Annotated in this window: 20 protein-coding genes; 13 read left to right on the top strand and 7 right to left on the bottom strand. The window is 59.9% G+C overall.

Translation table 11 applies throughout. The features are described from left to right. Positions 1–17: 17 nt before the first annotated feature. The 4 genes from crcB to ftsK all read right to left on the bottom strand — a co-directional run bounded on the left by crcB (position 18) and on the right by ftsK (position 4,849). Positions 18–392: a fluoride efflux transporter CrcB gene (gene crcB / locus IE038_RS18795; protein WP_189396098.1), complete on the bottom strand. Its 375-nt coding sequence runs from the start codon at positions 390–392 to the stop codon at positions 18–20. Continuing rightward, positions 389–1,714 carry a replication-associated recombination protein A gene (locus IE038_RS18790; RefSeq protein ID WP_189396097.1) on the bottom strand — a complete coding sequence of 442 codons (1,326 nt, stop codon included), beginning with the start codon at positions 1,712–1,714 and terminating at the stop codon, positions 389–391. The genes crcB and IE038_RS18790 overlap by 4 nt, the downstream gene beginning before the upstream one ends. 18 nt (positions 1,715–1,732) lie before the next feature. Continuing rightward, positions 1,733–2,356, bottom strand: a complete 624-nt coding sequence (gene lolA, locus IE038_RS18785; RefSeq protein ID WP_065761816.1) for an outer membrane lipoprotein periplasmic chaperone LolA — start codon at positions 2,354–2,356, stop codon at positions 1,733–1,735. Positions 2,357–2,419: 63 nt separating this feature from the next. Further along, positions 2,420–4,849, bottom strand: coding sequence for a DNA translocase FtsK (gene ftsK, locus IE038_RS18780; RefSeq protein ID WP_163935185.1), 2,430 nt, complete (start codon positions 4,847–4,849; stop codon positions 2,420–2,422). Positions 4,850–5,149: 300 nt separating this feature from the next. Between ftsK and aat the strand changes: the two genes are divergently transcribed. The 3 genes from aat (at position 5,150) to infA (ending at position 6,915) form a co-directional block, all read left to right on the top strand. Beyond that, complete coding sequence (aat, locus tag IE038_RS18775) at positions 5,150–5,830, top strand: leucyl/phenylalanyl-tRNA--protein transferase (protein WP_163935182.1); 681 nt, start codon at positions 5,150–5,152, stop codon at positions 5,828–5,830. Between the two features lie 56 nt (positions 5,831–5,886). After that, the gene (locus tag IE038_RS18770; protein WP_163935179.1) at positions 5,887–6,594 is read left to right on the top strand and encodes an arginyltransferase; all 708 of its coding nucleotides are present in this window, start codon (positions 5,887–5,889) and stop codon (positions 6,592–6,594) included. Positions 6,595–6,696: 102 nt separating this feature from the next. After that, positions 6,697–6,915 (top strand): translation initiation factor IF-1, encoded by a 219-nt coding sequence (infA, locus tag IE038_RS18765; RefSeq protein WP_002553999.1) that lies wholly within the window; start codon positions 6,697–6,699, stop codon positions 6,913–6,915. Positions 6,916–7,044: 129 nt separating this feature from the next. Here infA and clpA read toward each other — a convergent pair whose 3' ends face one another. Then, on the bottom strand, positions 7,045–9,315 hold the full coding sequence (clpA, locus tag IE038_RS18760) for an ATP-dependent Clp protease ATP-binding subunit ClpA (RefSeq protein WP_189396096.1): 2,271 nt from the start codon (positions 9,313–9,315) through the stop codon (positions 7,045–7,047). Between the two features lie 30 nt (positions 9,316–9,345). Beyond that, a complete protein-coding gene (clpS, locus tag IE038_RS18755) occupies positions 9,346–9,708 on the bottom strand; it encodes an ATP-dependent Clp protease adapter ClpS (protein ID WP_065758552.1) in 363 nt (120 codons plus the stop codon). 224 nt (positions 9,709–9,932) lie between these two features. Between clpS and cspD the strand changes: the two genes are divergently transcribed. Further along, positions 9,933–10,187, top strand: a complete 255-nt coding sequence (gene cspD / locus IE038_RS18750) for a cold shock domain-containing protein CspD (protein WP_163939428.1) — start codon at positions 9,933–9,935, stop codon at positions 10,185–10,187. 72 nt (positions 10,188–10,259) lie between these two features. Here the strand turns inward: cspD and icd are convergent, their stop codons facing one another. Continuing rightward, on the bottom strand, positions 10,260–11,516 hold the full coding sequence (icd, locus tag IE038_RS18745) for an NADP-dependent isocitrate dehydrogenase (RefSeq protein WP_189396095.1): 1,257 nt from the start codon (positions 11,514–11,516) through the stop codon (positions 10,260–10,262). Between the two features lie 411 nt (positions 11,517–11,927). Between icd and IE038_RS18740 the strand changes: the two genes are divergently transcribed. The 9 genes from IE038_RS18740 to aceA all read left to right on the top strand — a co-directional run bounded on the left by IE038_RS18740 (position 11,928) and on the right by aceA (position 22,490). After that, entirely contained in the window at positions 11,928–14,153 is a 2,226-nt protein-coding gene (locus tag IE038_RS18740; protein WP_189396094.1) for an NADP-dependent isocitrate dehydrogenase, read from the top strand. A gap of 127 nt (positions 14,154–14,280) precedes the next feature. Further along, on the top strand, positions 14,281–14,721 hold the full coding sequence (locus tag IE038_RS18735; RefSeq protein WP_189396093.1) for an NUDIX hydrolase: 441 nt from the start codon (positions 14,281–14,283) through the stop codon (positions 14,719–14,721). Positions 14,722–14,792: 71 nt separating this feature from the next. Next, positions 14,793–15,914, top strand: a complete 1,122-nt coding sequence (gene mnmA / locus IE038_RS18730) for a tRNA 2-thiouridine(34) synthase MnmA (RefSeq protein ID WP_189396092.1) — start codon at positions 14,793–14,795, stop codon at positions 15,912–15,914. Further along, a complete protein-coding gene (gene hflD, locus IE038_RS18725) occupies positions 15,914–16,534 on the top strand; it encodes a high frequency lysogenization protein HflD (RefSeq protein ID WP_189396091.1) in 621 nt (206 codons plus the stop codon). The genes mnmA and hflD overlap by 1 nt, the downstream gene beginning before the upstream one ends. Before the next feature lie 192 nt (positions 16,535–16,726). Further along, on the top strand, positions 16,727–18,097 hold the full coding sequence (gene purB, locus IE038_RS18720; protein ID WP_065758545.1) for an adenylosuccinate lyase: 1,371 nt from the start codon (positions 16,727–16,729) through the stop codon (positions 18,095–18,097). 82 nt (positions 18,098–18,179) lie between these two features. Continuing rightward, positions 18,180–19,346 carry a ribosomal protein uL16 3-hydroxylase gene (locus IE038_RS18715; RefSeq protein WP_189396090.1) on the top strand — a complete coding sequence of 389 codons (1,167 nt, stop codon included), beginning with the start codon at positions 18,180–18,182 and terminating at the stop codon, positions 19,344–19,346. After that, on the top strand, positions 19,339–19,773 hold the full coding sequence (locus tag IE038_RS18710; RefSeq protein WP_065758543.1) for a GNAT family N-acetyltransferase: 435 nt from the start codon (positions 19,339–19,341) through the stop codon (positions 19,771–19,773). The genes IE038_RS18715 and IE038_RS18710 overlap by 8 nt, the downstream gene beginning before the upstream one ends. A 99-nt stretch (positions 19,774–19,872) precedes the next feature. Beyond that, the gene (locus IE038_RS18705) at positions 19,873–20,637 is read left to right on the top strand and encodes a secretin N-terminal domain-containing protein (RefSeq protein WP_229775692.1); all 765 of its coding nucleotides are present in this window, start codon (positions 19,873–19,875) and stop codon (positions 20,635–20,637) included. Between the two features lie 527 nt (positions 20,638–21,164). Further along, positions 21,165–22,490: an isocitrate lyase gene (gene aceA, locus IE038_RS18700; RefSeq protein WP_189396089.1), complete on the top strand. Its 1,326-nt coding sequence runs from the start codon at positions 21,165–21,167 to the stop codon at positions 22,488–22,490. The last annotated feature ends 343 nt before the right edge of the window (positions 22,491–22,833 follow it).

Raw genomic sequence — 22,833 nt, 5'->3', positions numbered from 1 at the left:
ATCGTTCTCTCGTTGGTTCAGAATTTGGTCAAAGACAGGCCTGCCCAGGTTGCGAGCAGGCCGCCAAGTACGCTGAGCGCGGCATAGCCGAACGCCAGCGGCGCCTGCCCGCTTTCGAGCAGGCGCACGGTATCCAGTGAAAAGGATGAAAAGGTAGTCAAGCCGCCAAGAAAGCCGACGATCAGCCCGGCCCTCAGTTCGACCGGGACCAGCGGGCGATGCAAGAACAGCCCGTACAACAGCCCGATCAACAAGCATCCAATCAGATTGACCGCCAGCGTACCGAGATAGAAGTGGCGTGGCCAGTACGCGTTTACCCAATTGGCCGTGGCAAAGCGTAGCAAAGTACCGGCAATGCCTCCGGCGCTCACCGCCGCGACGACCGCAATCATGGTTTTCTCCGTTGCCGGGGGCTTTGCCGGTCCAGCTCAGCCAGGTGCTTGAGCTTTTCGCCGATCTTCAGTTCCAGGCCACGGGGTACCGGTTGATAGTACGGGCGCGGTTCCAGGTTGTCGGGGAAGTAATCTTCACCAGCGGCATAGGCATCCGGCTCGTCGTGGGCATAACGGTATTCGTCGCCGTAGCCCAACTGTTTCATCAGCTTGGTCGGCGCGTTGCGCAAATGTAGCGGTACCTCAAGCGAACCATGTTCTGCAGCTTCGCGCATGGCCGCCTTGAAGGCCATGTACACCGCGTTACTCTTCGGCGCGCAGGCCAGGTAGGTAATCGCTTGCGCCACCGCCAGTTCGCCTTCCGGGCTACCCAGGCGCTCCTGCACGTCCCAGGCGGCCAGGCACAGGCTCAGCGCGCGAGGGTCGGCGTTGCCAATGTCTTCACTGGCCATGCGCACCACGCGCCGGGCAATGTAGAGCGGGTCGCAACCGCCGTCGAGCATCCGCGCAAACCAGTACAGCGCGCCATCGGGGTTGGAGCCACGCACCGATTTATGCAGTGCCGAGATCTGGTCGTAGAACGCCTCCCCGCCCTTGTCGAAACGACGACGGGTATCGCCCAGCAGGCTTTGCAGCAGCTCGACGCCGATCTCGCTGCCGTCTTCGGCCAGATCCGAGGCGTTCTCCAGCAAATTGAGCAGGCGTCGGCCATCACCATCGGCCGCCGCCAAAAGCATCTTGAAACCCTCGTCGCCCAGGCTGAGCTGGCGCTTGCCCAGGCCTCGCTCCTCGCTCAGCGCACGCTGCACCAGCTTGCGCAGCGCCGTTTCGTCGAGGCTTTTCAGCACATAGACCCGCGCCCGCGAAAGCAAGGCATTGTTCAACTCAAACGAGGGGTTTTCGGTAGTCGCGCCGATAAAAATCAGCGTGCCATCTTCGACATAGGGCAGGAAGGCATCCTGCTGCGACTTGTTGAAACGGTGAACTTCATCGACAAACAGGATGGTACGGCGACCATACTGGCCGGCCTGCTGCTTGGCGATCTCTACCGCGTGACGGATCTCCTTGACCCCGGCCAGCACCGCCGACACCGTCTCGAAGTGGGCATCGCAAAACTGCGCCAGCAACCGCGCCAGGGTGGTCTTGCCCACCCCTGGCGGCCCCCAGAAGATCATCGAGTGCAGCGCGCCCTGCTCCAGTGCCTCACGCAGTGGCTTGCCACGCGCCAGCAGGTGCTCCTGACCGACGTACTCGTCCAGATTGGCCGGGCGCAGACGCGCGGCCAAGGGCTGGGCAACAGGCTCACTACGAAACAGGTCCATCAACGGCTGCCTTACCTCTTATTCCTGAATGACGTCAGCGCCTTTCGGGATGTCGAACTTGAATCTGCCCGCTGGAATCGCCTCATTGGCCTTGACCCCGGTGAACAAGATATTGGTGCGCTGACCGACACTGTCGATCAGTTGCATGTCATTGATCAGGCCACGGCGAAACGACAGGCGCAGCGAGTCGAACAAGGTGTCCTTGGTTTTCGGCTTGAGGGTGAAATCCACCACCTCGCCTTGCTCCTTGGAGGAAATCTCGAAGCTCTGGCTGATCTTCGACACATCGCCGGACAGCAGCAACGCTGGCGTCTGGGTCAAGCGCTCGTCGAGCTTCTTGATCGTCGCCTGCTCCAGATCCGGGTCCCACAGGGTGACTTTCTGCCCGTCCGAGACCACGACCTGCTCCTGTGGCGCATCCGTGTGCCAGTAGAACAGGCCAGGACGTTTTACTGACATCTCACCATTGGTTTCCTGCAACTGGGTACCGCTGCCATCAAGGGTCAACTGAGAGAAACGGGCAGTAATTGTCTGCGATTTTTCCAGCAACTGGGTCAGACGCGCCACGTCTTGCTCACCGGCATAGGCCGGAATGGCGGACACCGTCAGGGCAGAAACCAACAACATGCGAATCAGGCGCATGAGAATCCTCGTAGAACAGTGAATGGGCCGGGCACCGTCATTGGCACCCGGCAAAATCGATCATCAGTCGCGCATCGGCCCTGGCGCAATGACTTCGCGCGAGCCGTTAGTGTTCATGGCCGTGACCACGCCGGCCATCTCCATCGCTTCGATCATCCGTGCAGCGCGGTTGTAACCGATCTTCAGCTTGCGCTGGACGGCGGAAATGGAAGCGCGACGGCTCTCCAGAACGAACTGAACCGCTTCATCGTACAACGCATCGGTCTCAGAGTCGTCGCCACCCTCACCGCCGCTACCGCCATCAAAGCCACTGCCGGCCTCTTCGACACCGTTGAGGATGTCATCGTTGTAGTCCGGGGCGCCGCGCTGTTTCCACGCTTCAACCACGCGGTGCACTTCTTCGTCGGAAACGAACGCACCGTGTACGCGGATTGGCAGGCTGGTGCCTGGCGGCATGTAGAGCATGTCACCATGGCCGAGCAACTGCTCAGCACCACCCTGGTCGATGATGGTGCGCGAGTCGATCTTGCTCGACACCTGAAAGGCCATACGGGTCGGGATGTTAGCCTTGATCAGGCCGGTAATCACGTCTACCGAGGGCCGCTGGGTTGCGAGGATCAAGTGAATACCGGCCGCACGCGCTTTCTGGGCGATACGGGCGATCAGCTCTTCGACCTTCTTGCCCACGATCATCATCATGTCGGCAAATTCGTCGACCACCACCACGATGGTCGGCAGGGTTTTCAGCAGCGGCGGCTGATCGTCCATGCTTTCACGGCGGAACAGCGGGTCGTAGACCGGTTCGCCAGCTTCCTCGCCGTCCTTGATCTTGCGGTTGAAGCCAGCCAGGTTACGCACACCCATGGCCGCCATCAGCTTGTAGCGCCGCTCCATCTCGGCCACGCTCCAGCGCAGGGCGTTAGCCGCGTCCTTCATGTCGGTGACGACAGGGCAAAGCAAGTGCGGAATACCTTCATAGATCGACAACTCGAGCATTTTCGGGTCGATCATGATCAGCTTGGCGTCTTCCGGGCTCGACTTGAACAGGATCGACAGGATCATTGCGTTGACCCCCACCGACTTACCGGAACCGGTGGTACCCGCCACCAACAGGTGTGGCATCTTGGCCAGGTCGGTAATCACCGGTTTACCGCCAATGTCGTGGCCCAGCGCCAACGTGACCGGTGACTTGGCTTCATCGTACTGCGGCGAAGACAACACTTCGGAGAAGCGCACGATCTGCCGGTCTTCGTTCGGGATCTCGATACCGACGGTGGTCTTGCCGGGAATGACCTCGACCACCCGCACGCTGGTCACGGCCAGCGAGCGCGCCAGGTCCTTCGCCAGGTTGGCGATACGGCTGACCTTGACCCCGGCAGCAGGCTGAATCTCATAACGGGTAATCACCGGGCCGGGGTGGATCGAATCCACCGACACTTCGACACCGAACTCCTTGAGCTTGATTTCCAGCAGTTGCCCGACACCCGCCAGCGACTCAGGCGAGTAGTTGACCTGTTTCTTCTCGGCAGGATCGAGGATCGAGATCGGTGGCAAGGTGCCTTCGACAGCACTGTCGACGAACACCTGCGCGGGCTTCTCTGCCGGCACACGCTTGACCGGCTCCGCTGCCTTGGCCGGCGCTGGAGCTGGAGCTGGAGCTGGCATGATGATCGGTGCAGGCGACTGTGGACGCTCGACCACCGGCTTGCTCGGCGCAGGTTCGCGCTCAGCGACACGCTCCCGAGCCTTGGCCGGCTCGCGGCGTTCGGCAACCACCGGCGCCATGATCTCGTGGTCCCGCTCGTCGACCGCACGCAATTGGGCAACCAGTTGCTTGCGCTCGTTACGTGCAGCCCACCAACGACTGGCCGCGCCCTGAAACACCTCGAACAGGTCAAGGGTGATCTTGCCGGTAAGGTCCATCACCTTGAACCAGGACAGGTCGGTGAACACCGTAAGGCCAAACAGAAACAGGGCAATGAACATCAGGGTACTGCCCTGCACGTTCAACGCATTCTTGGCCAGGTCACCCAGGCTTTCGCCCAGCGCGCCGCCTGCAGACGCCGGCAGGCTTGGGGCCGAATGGAAATGAATATGCGCCAGCGCGGCACCGGACAGCACCAGGAACACCAAGCCGATCAGGCGCCAGGAAAACAGCCAGCCGCTCCACTGCCAGGGCTGGTGACGCTCACGAAAGATCTGCCAGGTCTTGATCGCCAGCAATAACGGGAAGATGTAGGCGAAATAACCCAACACCATGAACAACACATCCGCAAAGAATGCGCCGGCGCGGCCCGCGGCGTTCTGCACCTGATCGACATTGCTGGTGTGACTGAAGCCAGGATCTGCCTGGTCGTAGGTGAGCAAAGCCATCCACAGATACAGGCACAGGGCGCCCATGGCAATCAGGGCACCCTCCTTGAGCCGGTAGTGCAGTTGCTGGCGCCAAAGCGGTACCGGCAAGGGGTTCGGGGTAGCGGTGGATTTCTTCAAAACGCGTCTATTCCTGCGCTGCTTGCGCGTCCAACAGGTGGCCGGCTGACGGAGGCAGCCAACAAACCATTACTTTTAACATTACTACCCGCATGCCGCCATGGCGGTGCGCCAGAATACGACGCGGACGGGATTAATTGCATAATGTTCAATTTGAGCACGCATTCTCTTTTGTGACAAAGGCTTATACGGGCTTTTTGCGTAGTAGGGACAACAAATCAGCCGGCAAGTTGCGGTTGACCCGCATCGCTCTGGCAGGCGATCCTGACCACCCTCCCCTCTTCTGCCGTTGAAACGACGATGCTGACCTGGCTGAGCCGCGATTCTCTTGACTTCCCCCCTTTGGAAAAGGCCCTGCGCGACCCTAACGGCCTGCTTGCCGCTGGTGGCGATCTGAGCGCAGAACGACTGGTCCAGGCCTATCGGCATGGCTGCTTCCCCTGGTACCAGGATGGCCAGCCGATCCTGTGGTGGTCGCCAGACCCACGCACCGTGCTGTTCCCCGACGAATTGCATGTCTCGCGCTCGCTGCGCAAGGTCATGCGCCAGGGCCGTTATCAGGTCAGCTTCGACCAGGATTTTGCCGGTGTCATCCGCGCCTGCGCGGCACCACGCACCTATGCCGACGGCACCTGGATCACCGACAGCATGCAAAACGCCTACCTGAAGCTGCACCAACAGGGGTTTGCCCACTCGGTGGAAGTGCGCGAACACGGCGAACTTGTCGGTGGCCTGTATGGCCTGGCAATGGGGCGCCTGTTCTTTGGCGAGTCGATGTTCAGCCGGGCTGACAACGCTTCCAAAGTCGGCTTTGCAACGCTGGTCGAACACCTGAAAAACGCCGGTTTTGTCCTGATCGACTGCCAGATGCCCACCGAGCACCTGCATAGCCTCGGTGCCCGAGCAATTGCCCGCGCCACATTCGCCGACTACCTGAAACGCTACCTCGATCAACCCAACTCGGCGACATGGGTTTGCTAGGCGAGTTTTTCCAGCTGGCTTACACTTAAAACAAAGTCACTCCCGAGGGGTTGATCATGACAGAGCTGGCGCGGTTGAAGTTTTATGCCACTCAACCCCATTCCTGCAGCTACCTGCCAAACGAGCAAGCCACGACGCTGTTTCTCGACCCGAGCCAGCCGATGGACGTGCATGTCTACGCAGATCTGTCGGAGATGGGCTTCCGGCGCAGCGGCGACCACCTCTACCGGCCGCACTGCCAGAACTGCAATGCCTGCGTACCGGCGCGGATTCCGGCTGCACGCTTTTTGCCCAGCCGCCAGCAGAAGCGCATCCTCAAGCGCAACGCCGACCTGGTCGTGACCGCTGCACGCCCGGCGTTCAACGAAGAGTACTTCGACCTGTATCGGCGCTACATCGAGCAGCGCCATGCCGATGGCGACATGTACCCACCGAGCCGCGATCAGTTCGCCACCTTCCTGGTGCGCGACCTGCCGTTCTCACGTTTCTATGAATTTCGCCTGGATGGCCGCCTGCTCGCCGTAGCGGTCACCGACCTGCTGCCCAACGGCCTGTCAGCGGTCTACACCTTCTACGAGCCCGATGAGGAGCGTCGCAGCCTGGGGCGCTATGCCATCCTCTGGCAGATCACCGAAGCGCTGCGCCTGGACCTGGAGGCGGTCTACCTGGGCTACTGGATCAAGAACTGCAAAAAGATGAGTTACAAGACCCAGTACCGTCCCATCGAGCTGCTGATCAACCAGCGCTGGGTGACGCTAAATTGAAATCCTTGGCTTGAACCCCATTTTTCGGGCACAATGCACGCCACTTTTTTTGCCTGGCGCAGCCGCACCGGGCCATTAACTGGATACCGAGGGCTTTACTGCATGTCGAAAGAAGACAGCTTCGAAATGGAAGGCACTGTCGTCGACACCCTGCCCAACACCATGTTCCGCGTGGAGTTGGAAAACGGGCACGTCGTTACCGCGCATATCTCTGGAAAAATGCGCAAGAACTACATTCGAATTCTGACTGGTGACAAGGTCCGCGTCGAACTGACGCCTTATGACCTGAGCAAAGGGCGCATCACCTACCGCGCCCGTTAAACGTCATCAACGAAAACGCCCGGCATCAGCCGGGCGTTTTCGTTTGTCTTAATGAAACCATGGAGACCCTATCTGCACCCTCTCCGGCAAGGCCGGCTCCCAAAGGAGCCGGGCTGCCGATGACGGCTATCAGGCCATTTCAGCCGTCGTCTCGAACTCGAACACCAACTCGCCATCACGCATGTCGACGTGCACCACGCCACCATGCTCGGCCAGCTCGCCAAACAGGATCTCTTCAGCCAATGGCCGCTTGATCTTGTCCTGAATCAGCCGCGCCATTGGCCGCGCCCCCATCTGCGCATCATAGCCACTGGCCGCCAGCCAACTACGCGCCGCATCGGAAACCTCCAACAGCACGCGCTTGTCTTCGAGTTGCGCCTGCAGTTCGGTGAGGAACTTGTCGACCACACTCTTGATGGTTTCGTGGCTCAGGCGACCAAACTGAATGATGGTGTCCAGGCGGTTACGGAACTCCGGCGTGAAGCTTTTCTTGATGACTTCCATCGCATCGGACGAGTGATCCTGCTGCGTAAAGCCAATAGAGGCCCGTGCAGCCGTCTCGGCACCTGCGTTGGTGGTCATGATGACGATCACGTTGCGGAAGTCCGCCTTGCGCCCGTTGTTGTCGGTCAGCGTGCCATGGTCCATCACCTGCAGCAGCAGGTTGAAGACTTCCGGATGCGCCTTCTCGATCTCATCAAGCAGCAACACGCAGTGCGGCTGCTTGGTGATTGCTTCGGTCAGCAAGCCACCCTGATCGAAACCGACATAACCGGGCGGTGCACCAATCAGACGCGACACGGTATGCCGCTCCATGTACTCGGACATGTCGAAGCGCACCAGCTCGACACCCAGCGACTTGGCCAGTTGTCGCGCCGCCTCGGTCTTGCCGACACCTGTCGGCCCGGCAAAGAGGAACGAGCCGACCGGCTTGTCCGGCGACTTCAGGCCTGCCCGCGACAACTTGATCGCGGTAGCCAGCGAGTCAATGGCGGCATCCTGACCGAACACCGTCAGCTTCAGGTCACGCTCCAGGTTACGCAGCAACTCCTTGTCGGAGCTGGTGACGTGTTTTGGTGGAATCCGCGCGATCTTGGCAACAATATCCTCGACCTGTGGCACATCAATGCGCTTGACCCGCAACTCTACTGGCTGCAGACGCTGGTAGGCACCGGCTTCGTCGATGACGTCGATGGCCTTGTCAGGCATGTGCCGATCATTGATGTAGCGCGCTGCGAGCTCCGCAGCCGCACGCAGGGCCTCATCGCTGTACTCGATGTTGTGGTGCGACTCGAAACGCCCCTTGAGGCCGCGCAGGATGCCAACGGTATCTTCCACCGATGGCTCACTGACATCGACCTTCTGGAAGCGCCGTGCCAAGGCACGGTCTTTCTCGAAGATCCCACGGAACTCCTGGAACGTGGTCGAACCGATGCAGCGGATATCGCCCGAGGACAGTAACGGCTTGAGCAGATTGGACGCATCCATCACGCCGCCCGATGCTGCACCAGCGCCGATGATGGTGTGGATCTCATCGATGAACAGAATCGCTTGCGGCCGTTTGCGCAGCTCATTGAGCAACGCCTTGAAGCGCTTCTCGAAATCGCCACGGTACTTGGTACCGGCCAACAGTGCGCCCAGGTCAAGCGAGTAGACCACACTGTGGGACAGCAGATCCGGCACCTGGCCATCGACAATGCGCTTGGCAAGGCCTTCGGCAATGGCGGTTTTGCCCACGCCCGCCTCACCGACCAGCAGCGGGTTGTTCTTGCGCCGACGGGCAAGGATTTGCGCCACGCGCTCAACCTCGGCCTCACGCCCCACCAACGGGTCGATGCGCCCTTGGCGCGCCTGCTCGTTGAGGTTGCTGGCATAGGCATCCAGCGGATTGCCCGAAGAAGACGTTTCACCGCCCTCCTCATCCTGCATTTCCTGATCGTTTTCTGAATGCTCGCCATGCCCTGGCACCTTGGAGATGCCATGGGCAATGTAGTTGACCACGTCGATGCGGGCCACACTTTGCTGTTTCAGCAGGAACACCGCCTGGCTTTCCTGCTCGCTGAAAATCGCCACCAGCACATTGGCACCGGTAACCTCACGCTTGCCCGAGCTCTGTACATGGAACACCGCACGTTGCAACACGCGCTGGAAGCCCAGGGTTGGCTGGGTTTCGCGATCCTCATCGTGCACCGGGATCAACGGCGTGGTGGAGTCAATGAACTCCTGCAGGTCGTGTTTGAGTTTGTCGAGGTTCGCACCACAGGCCCGCAGAACGGTGGCGGCTGCCTCGTTATCCAATAGCGCCAGCAAAAGGTGCTCGACGGTCATGAATTCATGACGCTTCGAACGGGCCTCCTTGAAGGCCAGATTGAGGGTGACTTCGAGCTCGCGGTTTAACATAGCTTCACCTCATACCCAAGTGGCCGGCGATTAACCGTCCTTCTCGATTTCACAGAGTAGCGGATGCTGGCTTTCCCTTGCGTATTGGTTGACCTGCATGGCCTTGGTCTCGGCGATGTCACGGGTAAACAATCCGCACACTGCCCGTCCTTCTGTGTGGACGGCCAGCATGACCTTGGTCGCCAGCTCGCGGTTCAGGTTAAAGAACATTTCGAGCACTTCGACGACAAAATCCATCGGGGTGTAATCATCATTGAACAAAACCACCTTGTACATCGGTGGTGCCTGCAGCGCTGGCTTGGCTTCCTGCACTGCCAGCCCGGACCCATCGTCCTCATGCGATTGCGGATGATCCTGATTGAATGTTAGTCGAATCTGGCTATGTGCATGCATGGAAAGAATTTCATCATTTCGACACGTTAAGGTTGTGAGTTGACCGCCGGGTCGACGCCTGAACGACCGTCGCACTGCCTTGACTATCAGCAAAACGGTGTTACAACCAATAAGAACCCACCGTGGTCAACAAGGTCCGCGCAGTCAACCAGAGTTCGCAGGTTAATCAGCGGATTGAGTGGATGATACTCCAGTGATGGAGTCCTTTGCAGAGGGATATGAGGATGGCAAGCGGTAAAGTCAAGTGGTTCAACAATGCCAAGGGCTACGGTTTCATCAACGAGGAGGGCAAGACCGACGACCTCTTCGCCCATTACTCGGCCATTGAGATGGACGGCTACAAGACGTTGAAAGCCGGACAAGCCGTTTCCTTCGAGATCATCCAGGGCCCCAAGGGATTACACGCCGTGAAGATCAAGGCAGCCGCAAAAACGGAAACCACGGCCCCCACCGCCCCCTCGACCACCACGCTCGCCTGACAACACCTGCTTTTGAATCGCGCATAAAAAACCGGCCAATCCGCAGGGACTGGCCGGTTTTTGGTATCGCCCTTACATGTGCTTGATCAGTGCCTCACCGAAGCCGGAACTCGACACCAGCGTAGCGCCTTCCATAAGGCGCTCGAAGTCGTAGGTCACCGTCTTGGCCGCAATAGCACCGTTGGTGCCCTTGATGATCAGGTCAGCCGCCTCGGTCCAGCCCAGGTGACGCAGCATCATTTCGGCGGAGAGGATCACCGAGCCCGGGTTGACCTGGTTCTTGCCGGCGTATTTCGGCGCGGTACCGTGGGTAGCTTCGAACATGGCCACGGTGTCGGACAGGTTGGCGCCCGGCGCAATACCGATACCGCCAACCTCGGCCGCCAGGGCGTCGGAGAGGTAGTCACCGTTGAGGTTGAGGGTCGCAATGACATCGTACTCGGCCGGACGCAGCAGGATCTGCTGGAGCATGGCGTCGGCGATGGCATCCTTGACCACGACCTTGCGGCCGGTTTTCGGGTTCTTGAACTGCATCCACGGGCCACCATCGAGCAGTTCCGCACCAAACTCGTTCTTGGCGACTTCGTAGCCCCAGTCCTTGAAGGCACCCTCGGTGAACTTCATGATATTGCCCTTGTGCACCAGGGTCAGCGACTCACGGTCGTTGTCCACGACGTACTGCAGGGCCTTGCGCACCAGGCGCTGGGTGCCTTGTTTGGAGACCGGCTTGATACCGATACCGCAATCCTGATCGAAACGGATCTTGGTCACACCCATTTCTTCCTTCAGGAATTTGATGACCTTGTTCGCCTCAGGCGAACCGGCCTTCCATTCGATACCGGCATAGATGTCTTCGGAGTTCTCACGGAAGATCACCATATCGACATCGCCGGGCTTCTTGACCGGGCTTGGAACACCTTCGAACCACACCACCGGACGCAGGCAAACATACAGGTCCAGTTGCTGACGCAGGGCCACGTTCAGGGAACGGATACCACCACCGACCGGGGTGGTCAGCGGGCCCTTGATGGAGACAACGTAATCCTTGACCGCGTCCAGGGTTTCCTGAGGCAGCCAGGTATCCTGGTCATACACCTGGGTAGCCTTCTCGCCGGCATAGACTTCCATCCAGGAAATCTTGCGCTTGCCACCATAGGCCTTCTCTACAGCAGCATCGACGACCTTGATCATGACCGGGCTGACGTCGACGCCTATGCCGTCACCTTCAATGAACGGGATGATCGGATTATCTGGAACATTGAGAGAATGGTCTGCGTTGACGGTGATTTTGTCGCCGACTGCCGGAACCTTGATTTTCTGGTATCCCATGCTGCACTCCGTTTTTTTGGTGTGGTTCGTCATCATGCATTACCCAGAGCCTAACCCAGTTGACGGAGAACGGAAACCTCGTGCGCCAAACCGTCACAAAGCGCCAAATTCTCTACATCTTTCGTCTATAAGTGACCAACCGACCACTACGCCTTGGTGATTAAGACCAAGGGTTTGGTATACTCCGCCGGTGACCAAAGGGTCACTGGGGGCAACCGGTCTGAAATGAGACGCGCGCCCCGACAAGACTGAGCTGTTACCGCAGCCCAGCCGTTTGACACTCGACTGATGCATCACCATCAACGCCCAGAACCCTCGACCTTCTGCTTATGGATGTGTCCAGGCGAAGCGCCTACCCTGCGCACCTCGAGATTCTGTGCACGCTCAGCAAAACAGAGAGTTAACCCGAATATGCCCACCCGATCCAAGATCATCTACACCTTCACCGACGAAGCCCCTGCCCTCGCCACCTACTCACTGCTGCCCATCGTCGAAGCCTTCACCGCTACCGCCGACATCGCGGTAGAAACCCGGGACATCTCTCTCGCCGGCCGTATCCTTTCTGCCTTCCCTGAACAGCTCGGCGCCGACAAGCAAGTGGCCGACCACCTGGCAGAACTGGGCAAACTGGCAACCACGCCAGAAGCCAACATCATCAAGCTGCCGAACATCAGCGCCTCGGTTCCACAACTGAAAGCCGCGATCAAGGAACTGCAAGCCAAAGGTTTCAACATTCCGGACTACCCGGAAACCCCGGCCACCGACGCCGAGAAAGAAACCCGCGCACGCTATGACCGCATCAAGGGCAGCGCCGTAAACCCGGTACTGCGCGAAGGTAACTCCGACCGCCGTGCACCGCTGTCGGTCAAGAACTACGCCCGCAAGCACCCGCACAAAATGGGCGCCTGGGCTGCAGACTCCAAGTCCCACGTTGCCCACATGAGCAACGGTGACTTCTACGGCAGCGAAAAAGCCGCGCTGATCGACGCCGATGACAGCCTGCGCATCGAACTGCTGGACAAGAACGGCAACACCACCGTTCTGAAAGAGAAAACCTCGGTCAAGGCCGGCGAAATCATCGACTGCGCGGTCATGAGCCGCAAGGCCCTGCGCAGCTTCATCGCCGCCGAAATCGAAGACGCCAAGGCCAAGGGCGTACTGCTGTCGGTTCACCTGAAGGCAACCATGATGAAGGTCTCCGACCCGATCATGTTCGGCCAGATCGTTGCCGAGTACTATCAGGACGCGCTGAACAAGCACGCTGACGTACTGGAGCAGATCGGCTTCAACCTGAACAACGGTATCGGCGACCTGTACGCCCGTATCAAGGCCCTGCCTGCCGAGAAGCAAGCCGAGATCGAAGCTGACATCCAGGCGGTCTATGCTGTTCGCCCGGCACTGGCCATGGTCAACTCCGACAAAGGCATCACCAACCTGCACGTGCCAAGCGACGTGATCGTCGACGCTTCGATGCCGGCGATGATCCGTGACTCGGGCAAGATGTGGAACACCGAAGGCCAACTGCAAGACACCAAGGCCGTCATCCCGGATCGTTGCTACGCGACCATCTACCAGGCCGTTATCGAAGACTGCAAGAAACACGGCGCCTTCGATCCGACCACCATGGGCAGCGTACCGAACGTTGGCCTGATGGCGCAGAAAGCCGAAGAGTACGGCTCTCACGACAAGACCTTCCAACTCGCAGCCGACGGCGTTGTTCGCGTTGTGGACAGCAAAGGCAACCTGGTGCTGCAGCAGGAAGTCGAAGCGGGCGATATCTTCCGCATGTGCCAAGCCAAAGACGCCCCGATCCAGGACTGGGTCAAACTGGCCGTCAACCGCGCTCGTGCCAGCAACACCCCAGCCATTTTCTGGCTCGACCCGCAACGCGCCCATGACGGCGTGATGATCGAGAAAGTCCAGAAGTACCTGAAAGACCACGACACCACCGGCCTGGATATTCGCGTCCTGTCGCCTGTCGAGGCCATGAAGGTTTCGCTGGAGCGTATCCGTGCAGGCAAGGACACCATCTCGGTGACCGGTAACGTACTGCGCGACTACCTGACCGACCTGTTCCCGATCATGGAGCTGGGCACCAGCGCCAAGATGCTGTCGATCGTTCCGCTGATGAACAACGGCGGCCTGTTCGAAACCGGCGCCGGCGGCTCGGCACCGAAACACGTACAGCAACTGGTCGAAGAGAACTTCCTGCGCTGGGACTCGCTGGGTGAATTCCTGGCCCTGGCCGCATCTCTGGAACACCTGAGCAACGCCTACGCCAACCCGAAAGCCAAGGTCCTGGCCAACACCCTGGACCAGGCGACCGGCAAGTTCCTGGACGACAACAAGTCGCCAGCACGCAAGGTGGGTGGTATCGACAACCGCGGCAGCCACTTCTACCTGACCCTGTTCTGGGCCCAGGCACTGGCTGCACAAAACGACGACGCCGCTCTGCAAGCACGCTTCGCACCGCTGGCCAAGGCACTGACCGAGAACGAAGCGACCATCGTCGCCGAGCTCAACGCCGTCCAAGGCAAGCCAGCCGAAATCGGTGGTTACTACTACCCTGATGCCGAGCTGACCAGCAAAGTGATGCGCCCAAGCCAAACCTTCAACAGTGCGATCTCCGCCCTGTAAGGCTCGCTTGATGTAACACCAGAAACCCCGGCCACGCACCGGGGTTTCTGCTTTTTACAGATTCGTGGTACCCGTATTGTCGGCATGATCGGCACTACGACCCGCCAGCACACACAGGACCTTGCGCATGACCTGGCAACCCCACATCACCGTCGCCACCATTGTCGAAGACCAGGGCCGCTTCCTGCTGGTCGAAGAGTTCAAAGCCGGCAAGCATGTATTCAACCAGCCGGCCGGCCACCTGGAAGCCAACGAGTCGCTGGCCGAGGCCGCCCTGCGCGAAACCCTTGAGGAGACCGCCTGGGACGTAGAACTGACCGGCGTGGTCGGCATCTACCTCTACACGGCCCCCAGCAATGGCGTGACCTACCAGCGCGTCTGCTTTGCCGCCAAGCCGGTGCGACATAATGCCGACCGCGCACTGGACAGCGACATCGTCCGCGCCGTGTGGCTGACCCGCGAGGAACTGCTCGCCGACCCCGAGCACTGGCGCAGTGAACTGGTACCTCGCTGCATTGACGACTTCCTCGCCGGCCCCTTGCATAGCCTGGCGGTAATACGCGATTGAGCATGGTTTTCGCCTTGCCGCGCACAGCCTGTTAGAATCTTGTCCTTTTACCCGGATACGCAGCGATTCCTATGTCCACTCCAGCTCTCAAAGAACCCGAAAAGACGCGCGTGATCGTCGGCATGTCCGGCGGCGTGGACTCTTCCGTTTCCGCCCTTCTGCTGATGGAGCAGGGCTATCAGGTCGAAGGCCTGTTCATGAAGAACTGGGAAGAAGACGACGGTACCGAGTACTGCACCGCCCGCGAAGACCTGGCTGACGCACAAGCCGTGTGCGACCGCATCGGCATCAAACTGCACACCGCCAACTTCGCCGCCGAATACTGGGACAACGTGTTTGAGCACTTCCTGGCAGAATACAAGGCCGGACGCACGCCAAACCCGGACATCCTCTGCAACCGCGAAATCAAGTTCAAGGCGTTCCTCGACTACGCCCTGATGCTTGGTGCCGACCTGATCGCCACCGGCCACTACGTGCGCCGCCGTGACATCGACGGTCGTACCGAACTGCTCAAAGGCCTGGACCCGAACAAGGACCAGAGCTACTTCCTCCACGCCGTCGGCGGCGAGCAGATTGCCCGCACACTGTTCCCGGTAGGCGAACTGGAGAAGCCGGAAGTACGCGCCATCGCCGAAAAGCATGGCCTGGCCACTGCAAAGAAAAAAGATTCCACCGGCATCTGCTTTATCGGTGAGCGTCGCTTCAGCGACTTCCTGAAGCAGTACCTGCCCGCCCAGCCGGGCGAAATCCAGACCACCGAAGGTGAAGTCATTGGTCGCCACCACGGCCTGATGTACCACACCATCGGTCAGCGCCAGGGCCTGGGTATTGGCGGCCTGAAAGACGCAGGCGACGAGCCATGGTATGTCCTGGAAAAAGACCTTGCCCGCAACGTGCTGGTGGTTGGCCAGGGCAATGAACACCCTTGGCTGTTCTCCCGCGCCCTGCTCGCCTCGGAGATCTTCTGGGTCAACCCGATAGACCTCTCCAGCCCGCGTCGCCTGACCGCGAAGGTGCGCTACCGCCAAAGCGACCAGGCCTGCACCCTGGAACGTACCAGCGACGGCTATCGTGCCGTGTTTGAAGAACCCCAGCGGGCGGTAACGCCGGGCCAGTCCGTCGTTTTCTATGATGGCGAAATCTGCCTGGGCGGCGGCGTGATCGAAGCGGCCGAGCCATGGAGCCAGCGCTGATGAATACCACGCAAGAGCAGCTGGTCGCGCTGGGCGGTGTCTTTGAGGCCGCCGTACTGGTCGATCGAATTGCCCGCACCGGGCAGGTCAGCGAGGCCAACCTGGGTTGCATGCTAGGCAGCCTGCTGGTGCGCGACCCCAAAGACACCCTGGAAGTATTCGGCGGTGATGACCTCAACCTGCGTGACGGCTACCGCGCCCTGGTCAGCGCCCTGGAGCGCGACCCGGCCAGCCTGCAGCGTGAGCCGCTACGCTACGCCCTGTCGATGCTGGGCCTTGAGCGCCAGTTGGCCAAGCGGGGCGACATGCTTGAAGTCATTGGCAACCGCCTGCCGCAGATCCAGTCCCAGGCCGATCATTTCGGCCTGGCTCACGAGAACGTCATTGCCTCCAGTGGCGCCCTGTACCAGGACACCCTGAGCACCCTGCGCCAGCGCATTCAGGTTCATGGCGACATGCGCCACCTGCAACAACCCAACAACGCCTCAAAGATCCGTGCCCTGCTGCTCGCCGGCATCCGCGCGGCGCGCCTCTGGCGCCAGCTCGGCGGTCATCGCTGGCAACTGGTGTTCAGCCGGCGCAAACTGCTCAAAGAGCTCTACCCGATGATGCGCGGCTAAACACCGCACAGGAGCCAGCCTTGCTGGCGATTCAAGCAGCGCGAAACAGCGGATGGCTCAACGTCACCATCGCTGGCAACGCTGGCTCCTGCATACACCAAGCGCTTTACCTTTTGTCAGACCCCCGACCCGGGTGCATTTTTCATGTATGATATGCGCCCTTTTCGTTGCCCGACTGTCCGAGAACACCCCATGCAGCTCTCCTCGCTCACTGCGGTTTCCCCTGTTGACGGCCGCTACGCCGGCAAAACCCAGGCCCTGCGCCCTATTTTCAGCGAATACGGCCTGATCCGTTTCCGCGCCCTGGTTGAAGTTCGCTGGCTCCAGCGCCTGGCCGCTCACCCGCAAATCAGCGAAGTTCCGGCCTTCTCCGCCGAAGCCAACGCCCTGCTCAACGGCCTGGCCGATGAGTTCGCCCTCGAGCACGCCGAGCGTGTGAAAGAAATCGAGCGCACCACCAACCACGACGTCAAAGCCATCGAATACCTGCTCAAGGAGCAGGCGGCCAAGCTGCCAGAGCTGGCCAAGGTCAGCGAGTTCATTCACTTCGCCTGCACCAGCGAGGACATCAACAACCTGTCCCACGGCCTGATGCTGCGCGCCGGTCGTGATGACGTGCTGCTGCCACTGATGCGCCAGATCGCCAACGCCATCCGCGAGTTGGCCCACCGCTTCGCCGACGTGCCGATGCTGTCGCGCACCCACGGTCAACCGGCTTCGCCGACCACCCTGGGCAAGGAACTGGCCAACGTCGTCTACCGCCTCGAGCGCCAGATCGCACAGGTCGCCGCTGTCCCTCTGCTGGGCAAGATCAACGGCGCCGTGGGCAACTACAACGCCCACCTGTCGGCTTACCCGCAAATCGACTGGGAGGCCAATGCTCGCGCCTTCATCGAAGACGAACTGGGCCTGGTGTTCAACCCGTACACTACCCAGATCGAGCCGCACGACTACATTGCCGAGCTGTTCGACGCGATTGCCCGCTTCAACACCATCCTGATCGACTTCGACCGCGATATCTGGGGCTACATCTCGCTGGGCTACTTCAAGCAGCGCACCATCGCTGGCGAGATCGGCTCTTCGACCATGCCGCACAAGGTCAACCCGATCGACTTCGAAAACTCCGAAGGCAACCTTGGTATCGCCAACGCACTGTTCCAGCACCTGGCCAGCAAGTTGCCGATCTCGCGCTGGCAGCGCGACCTGACCGACTCCACCGTGCTGCGCAACCTGGGCGTAGGTTTCGCCCATAGCGTAATCGCCTACGAGGCCAGCCTGAAGGGCATCAGCAAGCTGGAAATCAACACCCAGCGCATTGCCGACGACCTGGACGCCTGCTGGGAAGTTTTGGCCGAGCCAATCCAGACCGTAATGCGTCGCTACAACATCGAGAATCCTTACGAGAAGCTCAAGGAGCTGACTCGCGGCAAAGGCATCAGCCCGGAAGCACTCCTGACCTTCATCGACGGTCTGGACATGCCTGCCGAAGCACGCGAAGAACTGAAGAAGCTGACCCCAGCTTCCTACATCGGTAACGCTGCCGCCCAAGCCAAACGCGTCTGACTTTCGCCCTGCGCGTTAACGCCCGGCCAAGCCGGGCGTTTTTATTACCGAAAGAAAATTACTTTTTTTCAATAGGTTACACATGAATCCTGATACACCACTGCAACTCCTGGGCGGCCTCACTGCACGCGAATTCATGCGCGACTACTGGCAGAAGAAACCCCTGCTCGTCCGCCAGGCATTCCCTGACTTCGAAAGCCCGATCGACGCCGACGAACTGGCCGGCCTCGCCTTGGAAGAAGAAGTCGAATCGCGCCTGATCCTCGAACATGGCGAACGCCCATGGGAAATGCGTCGCGGTCCGTTTGAAGAAGACGCCTTCAGCCAGCTGCCAGCACGCGACTGGACCCTGCTGGTACAAGCAGTCGATCAGTTCGTACCTGAAGTCGGCGAGCTGCTGGAACACTTCCGCTTCCTGCCTAGCTGGCGCATCGACGATGTGATGATCAGCTTCGCCGCCCCCGGTGGCAGCGTTGGCCCGCACTTCGACAACTACGACGTGTTCCTGCTGCAAGGCCAGGGCAAGCGTAACTGGAAGATCGGGCAGGTCTGCGACAGCGACAGCCCTCTGCTCGAACACAGCGACCTGCGTATCCTTGCGGAATTCGAGCAGAGCGACGAGTGGACCCTGGAGCCCGGCGACATGCTCTACCTGCCACCGCGCCTGGCCCACTACGGCATCGCCGAAGACGACTGCATGACCTACTCGGTCGGCTTCCGCGCACCGAGCGCCGCCGAAGTGCTCACGCACTTCACCGACTTCCTCAGCCAGTTCCTGCCGGATGAAGAGCGCTACACCGACGCCGACGCCAAGCCTGTCAGCGATCCGCACCAGATCCAGCACGATGCCCTCGACCGCCTGAAGAGCCTGCTGACCGAGCACATGGCTGACGAGCGCCTGCTGCTGACCTGGTTCGGCCAGTTCATGACCGAGCCACGCTACCCTGAGCTGGTCAGCGGCGAAGCACTGAGCGAGGAAGAACTGATCGACAGCCTGGAACAGGGCGCACTCCTGATCCGCAACCCTAGCGCACGCCTGGCCTGGTCCGAAGTCGACGACAACCTGCTGTTGTTCGCCAGCGGCCAGAGCCGTCTGCTGCCGGGCGACCTGCGCGAACTGCTCAAACTGATCTGCGCCGCCGATGCATTGCATGCTGAAAACCTTGGCGAGTGGCTAGGCAACGAAACGGGCCTTACCCTGCTCTGCGAACTGGTCAAGCAAGGTAGCCTGGGGTTTGCCAATGAATAAGATCACGGTACGCGTTGCAGACTGGCAGAAAGACAACGCCGACATCCGCCGCATTCGTGAAGCCGTGTTCATCGCCGAGCAGGCCGTACCGCCTGAACTGGAATGGGACACTGACGATACCAGCGCGGTGCACTTTCTGGCCTACGAAGGCGACTTTGCCATCGGTACCGCACGCCTGCTGCCCAGCGGCCACATTGGCCGAGTGTCGGTTCTCAAGGACTGGCGCGGCCTGAAGGTCGGCGATGCCCTGATGCAAGCGGTCATCGTCGAAGCCCAGAACCGTGACCTGAAGCAGCAAATGCTCAGCGCCCAGGTTCATGCCACACCGTTCTACGAGCGCCTGGGCTTCAAAGTGGTCAGCGAGGAGTTCCTCGAGGCCGGTATTCCGCACGTCGACATGGTGCGCGAGTCCAAAGAGCTGGCTTGACGGCCAATCCCCCGACAGGGTCAACGCCTCAAGAGCGGAGACCTTGTCGGGAATGCTTTTCCACCACACAACTCCCACATCTGCCGCAAATTTGCCATCATGTCCTCTCCACCCGCGGAGATCATGGACATGCCGCTACGCCCCCTTCTCGCCTCGCTACTGCTGTCCTTCAGCCTCAGCACCCTGGCCGCCACTGAAGTGTTGCCACTGAGCCACCGGACCAGCGCCGAAATCCTCCCCGCCGCACAGTCCTTTCTCGGCAAGGACGGCAGCGTCAGCGCCTTTGAAAACAAACTCATCGTCAAGGCCGCCCCTGACAAGATCGACGAACTGCGCGCACTCCTTGAACAACTCGATACCGCGCCCCGTCGCCTGCTGATCAGTGTCGACAACAACGACAGCAACTTTCAGGACAATCGCGGCAACGCACGCGTCATCCGCTACGGCACTGCCAACCGCGAAGGTGGCATGCAACAGATCCAGGCCAGCGAAGGCACACCTGCACTGATTCAGCTAGGCCAGAGTGTGCCGCTGACCACCACCCAGACCGACACCTATGGCCGCCTGCAGAGCCAGACGGAGTACCGCAACGTCACCCAGGGCTTCTACGTGACGGCGAGCGTCACCGGTCAGACCGTGCACCTGAGCATCAGCACCAACAATGACCGAATGAGCCAGGAACGTCCTGATGTAGTGAACGTTCAAAGCACCGACACAAAAGTCACAGGAAAACTAGGGGAATGGATCACACTGGCTGGCAATAACCAGCAAAGCCAGTCGGAACGCAGCACTCAGGCCTTCAATTACTCCACTCAACGGGGTGAAAACATGACTTTGCGGGTAAAAGTCGATGCCCTGGACTGACCCAGGGAAATCAAGGCCTCGACCAATGGCCTCGAAACTGACTGGCGAGTCTTATTAGACCAAAGATGTAGTAAGCACAAAAAAGCACTACAAAACATTTGACGGCCTCAAATCGCAGAGGCATGATGGCCCCGCTCCCGCTAATCAGAGGCCCTGGCAAGGGCCTTCGAGTCGCGCTCTAAACCTACCCAACTGAGCCGATTCGTGTCTGTACAGCCCACAAGGCGTTTGACGAGATTGCGACTGGAACGAAGTTGTCCTGAGGGACGGAAGCGCATCACACGGTACACGGCACCTGAGGGAACGCAGCACGGCAACCACGAGCCAACCTGCACTCACCCGAAGCGCCAAGGACCTGCTCACTTCCCCCTTGAGCCTCACTCGTTCGACCGTCGCACATTTCGCCAAACACGACTGATCGCCAATGCTTCTGATCTGCGAGCAATCGGTGCTGCCCCCTGTAAATGAACAGCGCAGCCGACAGAGCGAACATTTTTACCAAGACCTATGCGACGAGGTTTATTTTCATGGCACTGACACGCGAACAGCAAATTGCAGCCCTCGAAAAAGACTGGGCCGAAAACCCGCGCTGGAAAGGCGTGACCCGTACCTACACCGCTGCTGATGTTGTCCGTCTGCGTGGCTCGGTCCAGCCAGAGCACACCCTGGCCCGCATGGGTGCCGAGAAGCTGTGGAAACTGGTCACCCAAGGTGCCCACCCATCCTTCCGCCCCGAAAAAGATTTCGTCAACTGCATGGGCGCCCTGACCGGCGGCCAGGCAGTACAACAGGTCAAAGCCGGCATCCAGGCTATCTACCTGTCCGGCTGGCAAGTGGCTGCCGATAACAACTCGGCCGAGTCCATGTACCCAGACCAGTCGCTGTACCCAGTGGACTCGGTTCCAACTGTGGTCAAGCGCATCAACAACTCGTTCCGTCGCGCCGACCAGATCCAGTGGAAAGCCGGCAAGAACCCGGGCGATGAAGGCTATGTTGACTACTTCGCTCCGATCGTAGCGGACGCCGAAGCCGGTTTCGGCGGCGTACTGAACGCCTACGAGCTGATGAAGAACATGATCGAAGCAGGCGCTGCTGGCGTTCACTTCGAAGACCAACTGGCCTCCGTGAAGAAATGCGGCCACATGGGCGGTAAAGTACTGGTTCCAACCCAGGAAGCCGTTCAGAAACTGACCGCTGCCCGTCTGGCTGCCGACGTTGCCGGTGTACCGACCATCATTCTGGCCCGTACCGACGCTAACGCCGCCGACCTGCTGACCAGCGACTGCGACCCATACGATCAGCCATTCGTGATCGGCGAGCGCACCCAGGAAGGTTTCTACAAAGTACGCGCCGGCCTGGACCAAGCCATCGCTCGCGGCCTGGCCTACGCGCCGTATGCCGACCTGATCTGGTGTGAAACCGCCAAGCCAGACCTGGACGAAGCTCGTCGCTTCGCCGAAGCGATCAAGAAGGAATACCCGGACCAGATCCTGTCCTACAACTGCTCGCCTTCCTTCAACTGGAAGAAAAACCTGGACGACGCGACCATCGCCAAGTTCCAGCGCGAACTGTCGGCCATGGGTTACAAGCACCAGTTCATCACCCTGGCGGGTATCCACAACATGTGGCACAGCATGTTCAACCTGGCGCACGACTACGCCCGAAACGACATGACTGCCTACGTGAAACTGCAAGAGCAGGAATTCGCCGACGCGTCGAAGGGCTACACCTTCGTTGCTCACCAGCAGGAAGTCGGCACCGGCTACTTCGACGACATGACCACCGTGATTCAGGGTGGCTCGTCTTCGGTAACCGCACTGACCGGCTCCACCGAGGAAGAGCAGTTCCACTGATCCATGATCAGTTGCTGATATTCGGGTAGCACTGAAAACCCGGGGCCTGTGATGGGGCTCCGGGTTTTTTGCATCTATGACTGATATGACTGATGTGACTGAGCACCAGGAAGCCCCTTGAGCGCGGTCCCGGCAGGCTTGCTCACCGAAAAGTGTCAACCATGTCTCTGGTCCATACAGCCCGAGATCGAAAACGGATTTGCCTGCCGCCATCAGGGGCGACGCATGTTTGTGGCTATTGGCTCTCACCTCGTGAACATATCCATTCCCGGTAGTGGCGCCACAGGCTGGGCGCCATCGCTCCCGTGTGGACGCGCCGACGGGCCATCCATGGCCCATCAGC

The sequence above is a fragment of the Pseudomonas laurentiana genome, from assembly GCF_014648275.1.
GTDB lineage: Bacteria > Pseudomonadota > Gammaproteobacteria > Pseudomonadales > Pseudomonadaceae > Aquipseudomonas > Aquipseudomonas laurentiana.
The sequence above is the reverse complement of the archived record's forward strand: the minus strand, read 5'-3'. Positions and strand labels throughout refer to the sequence as shown.

What these genes read in the sequence shown, in the direction of transcription:
- aat (WP_163935182.1), top strand. Translation starts at nt 5,150, where the DNA reads ATGCTGACCTGGCTGAGCCGCGATTCTCTTGACTTCCCCCCTTTGGAA.
- lolA (WP_065761816.1), bottom strand. Translation starts at nt 2,356, where the DNA reads ATGCGCCTGATTCGCATGTTGTTGGTTTCTGCCCTGACGGTGTCCGCC.
- icd (WP_189396095.1), bottom strand. Translation starts at nt 11,516, where the DNA reads ATGGGATACCAGAAAATCAAGGTTCCGGCAGTCGGCGACAAAATCACC.
- IE038_RS18735 (WP_189396093.1), top strand. Translation starts at nt 14,281, where the DNA reads ATGACCTGGCAACCCCACATCACCGTCGCCACCATTGTCGAAGACCAG.
- infA (WP_002553999.1), top strand. Translation starts at nt 6,697, where the DNA reads ATGTCGAAAGAAGACAGCTTCGAAATGGAAGGCACTGTCGTCGACACC.
- aceA (WP_189396089.1), top strand. Translation starts at nt 21,165, where the DNA reads ATGGCACTGACACGCGAACAGCAAATTGCAGCCCTCGAAAAAGACTGG.
- IE038_RS18770 (WP_163935179.1), top strand. Translation starts at nt 5,887, where the DNA reads ATGACAGAGCTGGCGCGGTTGAAGTTTTATGCCACTCAACCCCATTCC.
- crcB (WP_189396098.1), bottom strand. Translation starts at nt 392, where the DNA reads ATGATTGCGGTCGTCGCGGCGGTGAGCGCCGGAGGCATTGCCGGTACT.
- clpA (WP_189396096.1), bottom strand. Translation starts at nt 9,315, where the DNA reads ATGTTAAACCGCGAGCTCGAAGTCACCCTCAATCTGGCCTTCAAGGAG.
- purB (WP_065758545.1), top strand. Translation starts at nt 16,727, where the DNA reads ATGCAGCTCTCCTCGCTCACTGCGGTTTCCCCTGTTGACGGCCGCTAC.
- IE038_RS18715 (WP_189396090.1), top strand. Translation starts at nt 18,180, where the DNA reads ATGAATCCTGATACACCACTGCAACTCCTGGGCGGCCTCACTGCACGC.
- IE038_RS18705 (WP_229775692.1), top strand. Translation starts at nt 19,873, where the DNA reads ATGTCCTCTCCACCCGCGGAGATCATGGACATGCCGCTACGCCCCCTT.
- mnmA (WP_189396092.1), top strand. Translation starts at nt 14,793, where the DNA reads ATGTCCACTCCAGCTCTCAAAGAACCCGAAAAGACGCGCGTGATCGTC.
- IE038_RS18740 (WP_189396094.1), top strand. Translation starts at nt 11,928, where the DNA reads ATGCCCACCCGATCCAAGATCATCTACACCTTCACCGACGAAGCCCCT.
- IE038_RS18710 (WP_065758543.1), top strand. Translation starts at nt 19,339, where the DNA reads ATGAATAAGATCACGGTACGCGTTGCAGACTGGCAGAAAGACAACGCC.
- clpS (WP_065758552.1), bottom strand. Translation starts at nt 9,708, where the DNA reads ATGCATGCACATAGCCAGATTCGACTAACATTCAATCAGGATCATCCG.
- IE038_RS18790 (WP_189396097.1), bottom strand. Translation starts at nt 1,714, where the DNA reads ATGGACCTGTTTCGTAGTGAGCCTGTTGCCCAGCCCTTGGCCGCGCGT.
- cspD (WP_163939428.1), top strand. Translation starts at nt 9,933, where the DNA reads ATGGCAAGCGGTAAAGTCAAGTGGTTCAACAATGCCAAGGGCTACGGT.
- hflD (WP_189396091.1), top strand. Translation starts at nt 15,914, where the DNA reads ATGAATACCACGCAAGAGCAGCTGGTCGCGCTGGGCGGTGTCTTTGAG.